General features: G+C 64.0%; 13 protein-coding genes. 9 read left to right on the forward strand and 4 right to left on the reverse strand.

Features of this window, described 5'->3' with window-relative positions; all coding sequences use genetic code 11:
* Positions 1 to 43: 43 nt before the first annotated feature.
* A complete protein-coding gene (locus tag BVC93_RS12635; protein ID WP_083737614.1) occupies positions 44 to 925 on the forward strand; it encodes a LysR substrate-binding domain-containing protein in 882 nt (293 codons plus the stop codon).
* Positions 926 to 1,229: 304 nt separating this feature from the next.
* On the opposite strand, the gene BVC93_RS12640 is transcribed toward BVC93_RS12635, so the two are convergent.
* The gene (locus tag BVC93_RS12640; protein ID WP_206780398.1) at positions 1,230 to 2,345 is read right to left on the reverse strand and encodes an alpha/beta fold hydrolase; all 1,116 of its coding nucleotides are present in this window, start codon (positions 2,343 to 2,345) and stop codon (positions 1,230 to 1,232) included.
* Between BVC93_RS12640 and BVC93_RS12645 the strand changes: the two genes are divergently transcribed.
* Positions 2,344 to 2,907: a TetR/AcrR family transcriptional regulator gene (locus BVC93_RS12645; RefSeq protein ID WP_083737618.1), complete on the forward strand. Its 564-nt coding sequence runs from the start codon at positions 2,344 to 2,346 to the stop codon at positions 2,905 to 2,907. The genes BVC93_RS12640 and BVC93_RS12645 overlap by 2 nt on opposite strands.
* Positions 2,908 to 3,121: 214 nt before the next feature.
* On the opposite strand, the gene BVC93_RS12650 is transcribed toward BVC93_RS12645, so the two are convergent.
* Positions 3,122 to 3,961: an SDR family NAD(P)-dependent oxidoreductase gene (locus tag BVC93_RS12650; protein WP_083737620.1), complete on the reverse strand. Its 840-nt coding sequence runs from the start codon at positions 3,959 to 3,961 to the stop codon at positions 3,122 to 3,124.
* Positions 3,958 to 4,299: a hypothetical protein gene (locus BVC93_RS12655; RefSeq protein WP_083737621.1), complete on the reverse strand. Its 342-nt coding sequence runs from the start codon at positions 4,297 to 4,299 to the stop codon at positions 3,958 to 3,960. Before BVC93_RS12655 ends, BVC93_RS12650 begins: the two co-directional genes overlap by 4 nt.
* A 136-nt stretch (positions 4,300 to 4,435) precedes the next feature.
* Between BVC93_RS12655 and BVC93_RS12660 the strand changes: the two genes are divergently transcribed.
* Positions 4,436 to 5,263, forward strand: a complete 828-nt coding sequence (locus BVC93_RS12660; protein WP_083737623.1) for a MerR family transcriptional regulator — start codon at positions 4,436 to 4,438, stop codon at positions 5,261 to 5,263.
* Positions 5,260 to 6,126: a TIGR03620 family F420-dependent LLM class oxidoreductase gene (locus BVC93_RS12665; protein WP_083737625.1), complete on the forward strand. Its 867-nt coding sequence runs from the start codon at positions 5,260 to 5,262 to the stop codon at positions 6,124 to 6,126. Before BVC93_RS12660 ends, BVC93_RS12665 begins: the two co-directional genes overlap by 4 nt.
* A 115-nt stretch (positions 6,127 to 6,241) precedes the next feature.
* Here the strand turns inward: BVC93_RS12665 and BVC93_RS12670 are convergent, their stop codons facing one another.
* Positions 6,242 to 6,991, reverse strand: a complete 750-nt coding sequence (locus BVC93_RS12670; RefSeq protein ID WP_083737627.1) for an SDR family oxidoreductase — start codon at positions 6,989 to 6,991, stop codon at positions 6,242 to 6,244.
* 87 nt (positions 6,992 to 7,078) lie between these two features.
* Between BVC93_RS12670 and BVC93_RS12675 the strand changes: the two genes are divergently transcribed.
* The 5 genes from BVC93_RS12675 to BVC93_RS12695 all read left to right on the forward strand — a co-directional run bounded on the left by BVC93_RS12675 (position 7,079) and on the right by BVC93_RS12695 (position 12,548).
* Positions 7,079 to 7,960: a LysR family transcriptional regulator gene (locus tag BVC93_RS12675; protein ID WP_083737629.1), complete on the forward strand. Its 882-nt coding sequence runs from the start codon at positions 7,079 to 7,081 to the stop codon at positions 7,958 to 7,960.
* Between the two features lie 451 nt (positions 7,961 to 8,411).
* Positions 8,412 to 9,437, forward strand: a complete 1,026-nt coding sequence (locus BVC93_RS12680; RefSeq protein ID WP_083737631.1) for a sugar ABC transporter substrate-binding protein — start codon at positions 8,412 to 8,414, stop codon at positions 9,435 to 9,437.
* A gap of 44 nt (positions 9,438 to 9,481) precedes the next feature.
* Complete coding sequence (locus tag BVC93_RS12685) at positions 9,482 to 11,053, forward strand: sugar ABC transporter ATP-binding protein (protein WP_157516889.1); 1,572 nt, start codon at positions 9,482 to 9,484, stop codon at positions 11,051 to 11,053.
* A gap of 1 nt (position 11,054) precedes the next feature.
* A complete protein-coding gene (locus tag BVC93_RS12690; RefSeq protein WP_197687544.1) occupies positions 11,055 to 12,098 on the forward strand; it encodes an ABC transporter permease in 1,044 nt (347 codons plus the stop codon).
* Between the two features lie 42 nt (positions 12,099 to 12,140).
* The gene (locus BVC93_RS12695; RefSeq protein WP_083737634.1) at positions 12,141 to 12,548 is read left to right on the forward strand and encodes a cupin domain-containing protein; all 408 of its coding nucleotides are present in this window, start codon (positions 12,141 to 12,143) and stop codon (positions 12,546 to 12,548) included.
* Positions 12,549 to 12,565 lie beyond the last annotated feature (17 nt).

The raw sequence follows: 12,565 nt of genomic DNA on the forward strand, positions 1-12,565 counted from the left end.
CTGAAATACCTAATTTGGCAGGTTTGATAGGTAGGAAGTCCTAATGGAGCTGCGACACCTGCGCTACTTCCGGGCCGTCGCTGAAGAGTTGCATTTCGGCCGCGCAGCACAGCGACTGCACATCGCCCAGCCGCCGCTGTCGCAGCAGATCAGGCAGCTCGAACGTGAGCTGGGGGTCGCGCTGTTGATCCGCTCCACCCGCAATGTCGAGCTGACTCCGGCCGGGCAGGCGTATCTGAGCCGTACCATCAGGATCCTGGACTCGGTGGACGACGCTGCCGACCTCGCGCGCCGTGTCGCCGAGGGCACCACCGGCCGGCTTGTCATCGGGTGCGTTGGCTCGGCTACGTATTCGGTTCTGCCGCAGCTAGTTCGGGCTCTCGGTGAACAGCTTCCCGAAGTCGACGTCCGAGTACGTGGTGAGATGCTGGCCCCGGCCCAGTTGGCTGCGCTGGCGGCGGGAGAGATCGATCTCGCGCTGCTGCGCCCGCCGGTGGTCGATCCCAGTCTGTCGACCGAGATCGTCCGCAGTGACTCGCTGTTGGTCGCGCTGCCGGAAGGCCATCGGTTGAGCAAGCGAAAGGGTCTGTCGGTAACCGATCTTCGGGAGGAGAACTTCGTGGCGCATGTCGGTGGCGGCCGCTCGGTCATGGGATCGTTGCTCACGACGCTGTGCGCCGAGGCTGGTTTCACTGCAAAGGTTCGCCACGAGGTGGAGGAGACCTCGACGCTGATCACCCTGGTGGCAGCCGGGCTCGGGGTGGCGATCGTGCCGTCCCCGACAGCCGCTCTCGACATCGCCGGCGTCGTCTACCGCCCACTGCGGCCGCGCAGCCTGGGGGTTGACTTGGTGGCTGCATGGCCGACATCGGCACACGATCAACTCATTCGGAGGGTCACTACTACGCTCCATGACATCGCCTGAGGCTTGATGTTCGACAACTGCTCGACCCATGCATTGCGGGCCCCGCGCGTCGAGTTGGGTGCCGGGCAAGGCGCGGTCGGGTGGGTGGCCTGTCTCGACGCTGCGCCGCCTGATGTATCCCGGACCCCGGCGGTGTCGCCGTTCTCGGTTTTCACGGCGCAGGTTGTGGATCGATTGTGATCAGCTTGACGAGGTGTTGCGTATCGCCGGCCGCCCCGGTCTCCGTCTCCATCGGTACGCCGCGCCGAGACCGGTCGCGAGCGACTCGACGGCACCGCGTTTGTCGAAGCAAGCGGTTGCCGCACTACAGATTCTTCTTACTGAGCCAGGTGCGAATGGCCGCGACGTGCTCTTGCTTGCGTTCCAGCGGCAGCCAGTGTCCGGCGGGCAAGTACGTCTCGGTGAGGTCCTCGCAGGCCGCGCGCATCGGATCGCCTTGGCGGTTCCCGGTGATGCTGCAGATCTGATCGAAGTCACCGTTGACGAACAGCACCGGCTGGGACAGGCGGCCGCCGTCGAGTGCCTCACGCGCGTAGGCGATGTTGGCGTCGTCGTTGACGTACCACGCACAGCCTGGACCGAAGCCATGGGCCTGGAACGCTTGCACCAGCGCGTCGAAGTCTGCCGGCGGCCAGAGCGCCGGGTCTGGTTGAGTGGGCGGGGCATGGTGCGCGGCGCCGAAGCGCCCGCCGTTGCGGGAAACCGTCGCATTCGGCGAGATCTTGCCGACGTTGGCGGGGTTACCTGGCTGGAAGATGGACGCCAGTGATGCGGGCTGGTCGGCGTCGAGGTCAGCCACTGCCGCCGCGAAATGCGTCGTGTAGTAGCGGTAGTAATCCCATTGGCCATCCGGATATTCGTCAGCCGGATAGATCGCACGGTCGACCAGGGGGAGGACCGTTTTGATCGCGTGTCCATCGGGGTTGTAGGCCAACGACGTCAGCACGATGCCACGGCTGCGATCGGGCTCGTGTGCAGCCAGATCACCGGCCACGACACTGCCCCAGTCGTGGCCAATCCAAATCGCTGGCTCGCCGCCAAGGTGGTCGTGAAGTTCCACCATGTCGGCCACGACTTCTTCGACGGTGTACGCGTTGTTGGCCCTCGGAATGGAAGACCCGCCGTAACCGCGGAGATCGGGTGCGACGCAGTGCCACCCGTCGTTGGCGAAGGCGCCCATTTGGGCACGCCACATCAAACCGATACTCGGCCAACCGTGCAGAAAGATCATCAGCGGTCCATCGGCGGGCCCGCACTCGAGGTAGCGGGTCGTGTGGCGAGGCGTACTGAAGGTGCGGTAGGCCAGGGTCGAAGCTGATTGTGCGTGCATGTGCCCCCTTCCGGAAAGCAATGATTTTTGCTTTCCGGCATTACCCGTGACCGAGGAAAAGCAAACTTCTTTGCGTAGGATCGTCGACATGGTGAGCCAAGGGGACGCGAACCGCCTCGGAGGACGGGCTAATCGGGTGATGACCGCGATCTACACCGCGGTAGGCGAACTGGTCGCCGAAGGGACCGCCAAGATCAGCTTCCCGGTGATCGCCGAACGGGCGGGGGTCAACCCGACGACGTTGTACCGGCGCTGGGCCGACGTCAACGCGCTTCTCGAGGAAGTCGCGGTCGCGGCCCTGACACGCGACGGTGAGTCGCCACCCGACACCGGATCGCTCGAGGGGGACTTGATGGAGTGGGCGTGCATCATCGCCGCTGACATCACCAGACCAGCGCGGGCTCGCTTTCTGCGCGCGATGGTCTCGGCGCGCGTCGAGATCGTGGCTCGCTGCCCGGTCATGGAGACGCGGCAAGAGCAGGCGACGGAGATGGTGCGTCGTGCCCGCGAACGCGGGGAACCGACGCCAACGGTTGCACAGATTCTCGACCACATCGTCTCGCCGTTGTACCACCACGTCGCCTTCGCCCTTGAAGTCGACGAGGAATACGCGCGGCGGATGGTTCGCGATGTGCTCACCATGGCCGGCTGACAAGGTGGAAGAACCCGCGCGCCGGCTCGACCAGCAGATCGGGTGATTGTGGTGTACCGAAATATCCAGTTTCCGAGAGCATTTCGCGCCTGGTGCGTGGATCTCCCGCGTGCCTGGGCAGTGTGCTACGACGAGCGCCGTGAGGTCAACACGATGTGGTCATGCCGCAGAGGACGGCTGAGCGGGTTGGTGAGTATGTCGCTACGGTGACCGATCAAGTCGGGAAATCAGCACTGCGAGAGAGATTCTCGTTCGCTCGGATGTTCACCAAGGTCTGCTCCAGGGTGTCGACCACGGCGTCGTATCCGCTGTTGCCCAGGACCAGCCGACGAGGCGGCGGGTCCTGGGCCATCGCCGCGATCACCGCACGGGCACCACGGTGCGGATCGCCTGGTTGCACACCGTCCATCCCGACGAAGACGTCACGGACCTGTTCCAACATGTCGTGATACACCGGAATCGCCTCCGCGACCGGCTCGTTCGCGAAGCCGGCGTAGGCATTGGTGCGGAACGCCCCCGGTTCGACGGTCAACACGGAGATCCCCTGTGCGGCGACCTCGTCGCGCAGGGCGTCGGTGATGGCTTCGATGGCGAACTTCGTCGCACTGTAGTAGCCGAATCCGGGTGCTGATACCAGCCCTGCCACCGAGGACACGTTGACGATCCACCCGTTGCCGCGGGCGCGCATCCCCGGTAGCACCGCTCGTGTCACGGACAGTACCGCGAAGAAGTTCAGCTCGAACATCGCCCGCAGCGCGGATTCGTCCATGCCCTCGATCGATCCGTACCAGCCGCGGCCGGCATTGTTGACCAGCACGTCGATGCCGCCGAACTGCTGCTCGGCGGCATGCACCGCACCCTGTACCTGAGCGGCATCGGTGAGTTCCAGTGGCACGACGACAACGCGGTCACCGTACTGCTCGGCCCACGTCGCCAGCTCCTGCGGGCGCCGGGACGTGAGTACGACGCGGTCGCCGGTCGCCAGCGCCTCCTCGGCGAACGCCACCCCGAAGTTGCCGGGGGTGCCCCCGGTGATGAACCATCGCCTGCTCATGGCTCGATCACCACCCGGTTGATCACGGTGCCGTCGAGGGTGAAGCGGTAGTGCAGGTCGGCGACTCCGCCTGGGAAGTTGCCCTCCAGGTGCTGGCCGACCACCACGCTTTCGGCGGTGGCCGTCGCGCCGGTGAACGCGGTGGTGTAGGTGTACTCGGCGGCCGCGGTGGCCACCCAGGTCCCGATTTCGTCAGGTCCCAAGTAGTCGTGGCCTTCATCGGTCACCACCGCGGCGGTGGTGAGTGTGGCCAGCACTCGGTCCACCTCACGGGCGTCGAGCGCGGTCATGAACGTCTTCACGGATTCTGGGAGTGTTTCCCATGCTGTTGTGGTCATGGCACCACGGTGCAGGTTCCCGCAAGGGGAAGGTCAACCCCTGTTCGCCGGCATGCCGTGATGTTGACCTTGCCCCTGGGGGAAGCTTCAGGATGGCCTCGTCCGATGTAGGCGACGCGACATAGAGGAGGACGCCATGGGCGCACAGGTCTCGATCGGTGACTTCGCAGTGATGACCAGTCTGAGCCGCAAGGCGTTACGTCACTACCACGACATCGGCATTCTGGAACCCGCTCACATCGATCCCTACACCGGCTACCGGTTTTACGACACCAGCCAGGTCGATCACGCCCACATCATCCGCCGGTTCCGTTCTCTTGGCATGTCCATTCCCGACATCAAGGCGCTGCTGAGCGCAGAAGACGCCGGGGCCCGCACGGACATCATCACCACCCATCTCGAACAGATGGAGGAGCAGCTGCAGCAGACCCGTGACACTGTGGGCGCGCTGCGCGAGTTGCTCTCCCCGGTGCGCACTCCCACCGATATCACAGTGCGCCACGCGCCTGCGCTGGCCGTGTGGTCCGTCAGCGCCACCATCGACACCTCCGGCATCGACGACTGGTTCGCGGCGTCACTGCAGACGCTGCACCGGGCCGTCGCCACGGCCATGGGCGCACCCACCGCGGTGGTGCCGGGCGGCCTCTACGACCGCGCGCTGTTTCTCGAACAGCGCGGCAGCGCCACCATGTTCGTCGAAGCACCACCCTCGGCAGATCCCCCCGAGGGTGTCCACGCCGAGGTCTTACCCAGGGCCGAATTCGCGGTGCTCGTCCACCCGGGCGGTCATGACGGCATCGACCGTAGTTACGCGGCCCTGGGCATCTACGTCAACGAGCATCTGATCAGTGGCCAGGGGCTCATCCGCGAGCACTACCGCGGCGGCACTCCGACAGATCCGGCCCGGTTCACCGCAACCGAGATCTGCTGGCCGATCTTCAGCACCACCGCGCAGACGCGATGAACGGCACCCACGAGCGGTTCGGTACCTACGGAGCATGGCTCAATCCCGCACTCGGTGATGCTCCCCGTGTCGGCTACGCCTCTGAGCTGGAAGAGCTGGGGTATCAGACGATCTGGGTGGGAATCGGCGCAGACCCCGTGGGCGACATGGGCCTGCTGGAGCAGATGATCGCCGCGACGAGGGACGCGATCATCGCGAGCGCAATCATCAACATGTGGCAAGACGACGCCCGCAACATCGCCCATCACTACCACCGGATCGTCGACCGTCACGGACCTCGCCTGCTGCTGGGTATCGGTCTCGGCCATCCGGAGACCCGAGACACCTACGAACGGCCCTTCGAGCGGATGGCCAACTATGTCGATGTGCTCCTGGAGAACGCGGTGCCGGCCGAGGCGATCGTGATCGGCGCCCTGGGCAGCAAGACACTCACGTTGGCCGGCGAGAAGACATTGGGGGCACACCCCTATCTCACCGTCCCCGCGCACACCCGCTATGCACGGAACACCCTGGGCAGCAGCGCCTTCCTGGCTCCCGAGCACAAGGTCGTGCTGCGCCAGGACGCCGACCGGGCGCGAGAGGTCGGCCGTCCCGCCGTTCAGCATCCCTACCTGGGCCTGCGCAACTACACCGACAACCTGCTGCGGCACGGGTTCACGCAAGCCGATATCGCCGGGGCAGGTAGCGACGCGCTCGTCGATGCCCTGGTTGCTCACGGTTCCCCGGAGGCCATCTACGCCCAGATCGACGAGCACCTTTCGGCCGGCGCCAACCACGTCGGCATCCAGGTGCTCGCCGAGGATCCCATCGCCTCACCGGTACAGGCCTTCCGAGTCTTGGCTGAGCACCGCCCCGCTCGATGAGGTGCGCTTGACCCGACTCGTCGGCACCGACGAGAGCAGGTAGACCGGTCCGGCGGTCGGCGAGGGACCGTTCTGGAGTGCCCGGACAGCGGGCCGGTCCAGACGGTCCATGCGTCTAGCGGGTGGTGTACCCGCCGTTGGCGAAGATGGTCTGGCCGTTGATCCAGTGTCCGTCACCGGTCAGGAACACCACCAAGGGTGCGATGTCCTCGATGTTGGTCAGCCGATTGCCCATGGCTTGTGACTTGTGGAACTCGACTCGCTCCGGGGTCTCCTGCGGGTAGAAGAACGGGGTGTCCATGGGACCGGGGGCAACATTGTTGACGTTGATGCCTCGGACGCCGAATTCTTTGGATGCGGCCCGGACAAAATGTTCCACCGGGCTCTTGGAGCCACCGTATGTGGAGTATCCGTCGGTGTATGCGGCCAGCAGAGCCGTCACGATGGTGACGATCGACCCGTTGTCGTTGAGTCGTGCGCCGGCTTGCTGCAAGAAGAAGTAGGCAGCCTTGGCATTGATGTCGAACATCGAATCATATTCGGCTTCAGTGGTTTCCAGGATGGGCTTACGCAGTACTTTGCCTACGGTGTTGATCGCGATGTCGACGCCGCCGAATGCGTCGATCGCGGCGTCGAAGAGGGCGGTGACGTTGGCCGGCTTGGTGAGATCACCTTGCACGGTGATGGCGCGTGCGCCCGCCTTCTCGACCTCTGCGGCGGTGGCCTCAGCGGCGCCTTTGGTGTTGTCACTGTTGTAGTGCACCGCGACGTTCACACCCTGGGCGCCAAGACTGGTGCTGATCAGGCCGCCGAGATTCTTGGCTCCGGCGGCAACAACGGCAGTTTTTCCTGTAAGTGTGCTCATGCCATCGACCTTATGAGCTGTTCTCACAGATGAAAATCAGTAAAAACCGTCATATCCACAAGCATAGTTTGTTGATATTGTCCTTTGATGGCTTCTGACACTGTTGATCTGCGTCGGCTTCAGCAGTTCTTGGCCGTGGCCGAGTCCGGCAGCTTCACGCGGGCCGCAGGTGCGCTGCATTTGAGCCAGCAGGCACTGAGCAGCTCAGTGCGGTTGCTGGAAAGGGAGCTGGGAACGACGTTGTTCACCCGTGATGGTCGCCGGATCGCGTTGACGCCCTCCGGCCGCGCTCTGGTGCGCGAAGCCCGTCCCTTGTTGGCGGCAGCACGGACGGTGCGCGAGCACGTGCGCTCGGCGGGACAACAGGCGTGGATCATCGGGCACACGCCGGCATTGAGTGGCGCAGAGGCTTATTCGGTGATCGAGCCGGCAGTGGAGGCTTTTCCGGATGTGTCTTTCACCTTGCGGCAGATGTACCCGGCAGACCTCGAGGCCGGCATCCGCGACGGCGCAGTGCAATTGGGGCTACGGCGCGGTGTGGCGCCGGTGGGTGACCTGTCGGGTGCAGTGCTGGCCTACCACCGCGTCCGTGTCGCCGCCGCCGTTGGACACCCATTGGCCGATGCGGTGGAGGTCGACATCAACGATCTCAAAGGGCACCAGATCGCACTCTGGGCACCGCCAGGGGCGTCGTACTACAGCGACTTCCTGCTCGGGGCGTGCCGGAGGGCCGGCTTCGAGCCCGACTATGTCGTCAGCAGAGTGCAGGGAGCAGCCACCGTGGCAGCTCCGCTGACCACCGGGGCGGTAGCGCTGGTGACAGCCGACGCCGGACCGGTCATGTCCGGCCGCGTGATGGTCATCGACCTGACCCCGCCACTGTTGGTGCCCGTCCAAGCAATGTGGCAGCGCCACACCATCTCCGACATCCGTGACACCCTGATCCAAGCGCACACCCAACTGCCCTGAACGGCGCCTGACCTGATTCCGTCCGGTCATTGAAGTATCCCCGTCGCCCCCTTCGTTCTGCAGTTGGCAGGTGATGCTCTGGTTCCGGCATCAAATTATGCGAGCGCTTGCACCGACCATCCAGGAGACGGCCTGTGGTCAAACTTGTGAATCCGATGAAGAGATGTTCGAAACAGCTGGTCACAGCATTCGTCAACGGATCGTCGCTGACACCTACTTGACAGCAAGCGCTCGCAGGAGCACTCTAGTGCGAGCGCTTGCATGAGTGACGCGAGACACACGATTCGCCAGGAGGTAGCTATGCCACGCGTAGGGCAGCGGCAGGCCGCACCGATCGAGCGGGTGTCGATTGACTGTGTTTCCCGGTCCGCCGTCGCGCAGTCGCAGCTCGCCACGTTCACCTGCCAGACAGCCTGAAGCCGGCTTGTTTCCACTTCCCAGGAGGTTCTTCATGACAACTCGCTACCGCATCACGGCAGGAGCAGCCGTGGTGATGGCTGGTGCGCTGGTGCTGACCGGATGCAACCGGGGCAGCGGCGGATCCGAAGCGACACCAGTCGGCTTCTCGGCCGGCTTTCTCGATTCGCCGTTCAACTCGGGCCTGGTCAAAGCTGTTGAATCGCAGGCGAATGCGGAAGGAAGCGGGCTGTCGATGTTGCCGGCGACCGATGCTCAAAGCGATCCCGGCAAGCAGATCACCGATGTCAACACGCTGCTGAGCCAAGGCATCCAGGGTTTGGTGATGTTCCCGACGGACAGCAACGCCATTGTCCCTGCTATCGAAGCGGCCAACGCCAAGAACGTCCCGGTGGTCACCGTCGATATCGCCGGCAACGGCGGAGATATCTACATGAACATCCGCGCCGATAACGTCGGGATGGGCCGCGACGCGTGCCGCCAGATCGGCGAACTGACCAACCAAAGCGGACGTGTACTGGAGATCCACGGCGATCTCGGAACCTCTTCCGGCTTCGACCGAAACAAGGGATTCAACGACTGCATGGCCGCAGAGTTTCCCGGCATCGAGGTCGTGTCGCGGGATGCGAAGTGGAAGACCGACCAGGCCGTGGATGTTGCACAAACCAGCCTGTCGACGCAGAAGTTCGACGCGGTATTCCTGGCGAGCGACTCCGTGTTCTACAACGGAGTCAAGAACGTCATGGCTGACATGGGTCAGCTGCAGCCCGTGGGCTCACCGGGACATATCGCCTTGGTCACCATCGACGGCAGCGGGGAAGCTCTGCAGGGAGTCCGCGATGGCGTTGTTGATGCGGTGGTTTCTCAGCCGGTGGACCTCTACGGCCAGTACGCGGTCATGTACTTGAAGGACGCCTTGGCCGGCAAGGAATACCAGGTTGGCCCGAGCGACCACGACAGCGAAATCGTCGAGTACGAAGGCAACTTGGCCGACATGCTGCCCGCGCCGGTGGTGACGAAGGACAACGTCGACGACAGCGCGCTGTGGGGCAACCAGTAGTGTCCGCGGTTCGCCAATCCGATCACCCGCAGTTGGGGGAGCCAGTGAGCACCACAGCAACGCAGACCCCCTCGACCGAGTACGCCGTCGAGGCCAGGGGCATCGTCAAGACCTTCGGATCGACGCGCGCCTTGCGCGGGGCGAACCTGCAGGTCAAACGAGGGGAGTGCCACGCGCTGCTTGGCCGCAACGGAGCCGGCAAGTCCACTCTCATTGCCGCGCTGACCGGGTTGGTCAAGCCGGATGAAGGCGAACTGATTCTCGGTGGCATCAACGCGACCGCCGGCGAGCACGACCACATCGCCTGCGTCTATCAGAAGAGCACTCTGGTTGCCGATCTCACGGTGGCCGAGAACATCACTCTTGGCGCACAGCCACGCACCCGCTTCGGGCTGGTGGACTGGAAGAGCATCGACCGGACAGCGCGAGAACTGTTGCGGCGCTGGGGCAATCCCAACCTTGCCGATCGACTCGTAGGTGACCTCGAACCGATCGAAAAGAAGATCGTCGAGATCTGCCGGGCACTGTCAAGGGGACCGCGCATCCTTCTGCTGGATGAACCGACCGCGGGGCTCGATGGTGCAGGCGCCGGCGAGTTGTTCCGACAGATCGAGGTGCTCAAGAACGACGGGGTGACCGTCATCTATGTGTCCCACCACCTGGAGGAGATCTTTGCGATCTGCGACCGGGTGACCGTGCTGCGAGATGGTGCGGACGTAATGGCTTGCGACGTTGGTGATCTCACCATGGGCAAGCTCATCGCAACCATGACAGGAAGCACCCCCGACCTGCCCGCGGACGGTCCGGCCTCCACCGCCACGGCGCAGACGCCGCGCGCGGTCTCCGGCGAGCCGACGCTGGTGGTACGCGGACTGGACATCGCGGACCGGGTGTTCGGACTCGACATGACGGTGTATCCCGGCGAATGTGTGGGGTTGACCGGACTGGACGGTGCCGGACACGTGCACATTGGCCGCGCGGTGGCCGGGCATGTACGCCCCGTCGCAGGAGAGATCGTGCACCTCGGCCGTCCGTTGCGTCCCGACCCGGCGGCGGCAATCCTGGCGGGCGTCGGCTTCGTGCCCGAAGACCGGCACGTCGACGGCTACGTCCCGGAGATGTCCGTGGAGGAGAACGCCACCCTGTCGATTCTGCACCGCATCACCAACAAGGCCGGATTCCTCGATACCGGTAAGCGGCGCAGCATCTATCGCAAACTCTCCGACGCCTGGACCATTGTGGCCAGCTCGCCAGACCAGCACGCCGAACAACTCTCCGGCGGCAACCAGCAGAAGGTCGTGCTCGCACGCGCTCTGGCTTCTGACCCGCACACCGTGGTGGTTATCAACCCCACTGCTGGCGTGGACGTGGCCGCCAAACAATCCATCTATGCAACCCTCGTTGAACTCAAAGAAGCCGGCAAAGCCATCCTGGTTGTCAGCGGCGACGATGACGACCTGAGGATCTGCGATCGGGTCCTGGCCCTGCGCAAAGGCCACGTCGCCGCTGAGTTCGGCCGGGGCTTTGCCGAAGACGATCTCGTTGCCGCCGTCCAAGGAGCCGACGCACCCCAGGCTTCCTCCGACCACACCCCGCCTCAAGTCAGGAGTTCCTAACGTGACCGCCAGCCTCATCTCGGCGCACGACGACACGGAGGTGCAGCCGTCGCCGTCCGTATGGTCAAGGTTGCGCAGCAGCAGTGCATTGCGCGAATTGTCACTTGTCCCAGCGATTCTGGTCGTCATGCTGCTCGGCTTCATCTTGTCGCCACAGTTCCTGACCGTGAACAATCTGCTCAACAACGTCCTCGTCACCTCCGCCGTGCTCGGTGTGGTGGTGGTCGCGGAGAGCATCATCCTCATCTCCGGATACTTCGACCTGTCGTTGGAGTCGATCGTCGGATTCATCCCGATGGTGGCTGCCTGGTTGTGCGTGCCGCCGGCGGTGGGTGGACTCGGGGTCGAACTGCCCGCCGCGGCAGCCATCGCGATCGGGTTCGTCGCCGCAGGCCTGATCGGGCTCGTCAACGGTTACCTGGTGGCCAAGTTGAAGCTCAACGCGTTCATGGTGACGCTGGCGATGCTGATCCTGCTGCGCGGCATGACCATGGGTATCTCCTCGGGACAGACCCTCAGCGGGCTGCCGGCACCTCTACTGTGGCTGGGCCGATCATCGATTCTCGGTGTTTCCGTGCAGATCTGGCTGTTTGTCATCGTCTTCGCGATCGCATGGCTGATCATGCGAAACCACCCGGTCGGCCGGAAGCTGTACGCCATGGGCGGCAATGAGGCTGCCGCGCAAGCTGCGGGTATCCGCACGACCCGCCTCACCATCTCCGTCTTCATCGTCGGTGCCCTGGTCGCCGCCTTCGCCGGCTTCATGCTCACCGGCCGCATCGCGTCAGCCACCTCGAACCAAGGTGACGGCCTGATCTTCACCGTGTTCGCAGCCGCCGTGATCGGCGGCATCAGCCTCAACGGCGGTAAAGGCTCCATGATCGGAGCGTTCCTCGGCGTCATCATCCTCGGTATGGTCGACAACATCCTCACCCTGTCCCGCGTGCCGAGCTACTGGGTGCAGGCGACGTACGGATTCATCATTCTGGCCGCCCTCATCGTCAATCGCTTTGCCAGTCAACGTGAGCAGCGGCGCTCGGTCTGACCACGAAGCAGCAATCACCTGACCAACCCGAGAGAAGGCATCATGACTAGTCCTCTGGTGATATCCAACACCGGCTCCCCGAGCGAACTGCACGGCCTTCACGGTGGCCGCGGTATGGACAAGTGGAAGCGATTCGTCACCGGGCTCATGCTGTACGCCGACTGGGACTCTTTCGAACACAACCGTGTCGAGAAGGGTGGACTCATCGGCGAGCACGTGCACACCCGTACCGAGGAGATCTACTACATCGTCAGCGGGCGCGGACGGATGATGCTTGACGGCGAGACCCGCGAGGTCGGTCCGGGCGACCTCATCATGACGCCGCTCAACGGCCGTCACTCGATCGAGAACATCGGCGACGACGAACTGGAATTCGTTGTGGTGGAGGCGCTCCCGCCCTCGATTGTGGAGCGTCTTCCCGGATACAGCCCCAGCGAAGTGACGAAATAGGCGACAGGACAGCAATA

The organism is Mycobacterium sp. MS1601 (assembly GCF_001984215.1).
In the GTDB taxonomy this organism is placed as follows: Bacteria; Actinomycetota; Actinomycetes; order Mycobacteriales; family Mycobacteriaceae; genus Mycobacterium.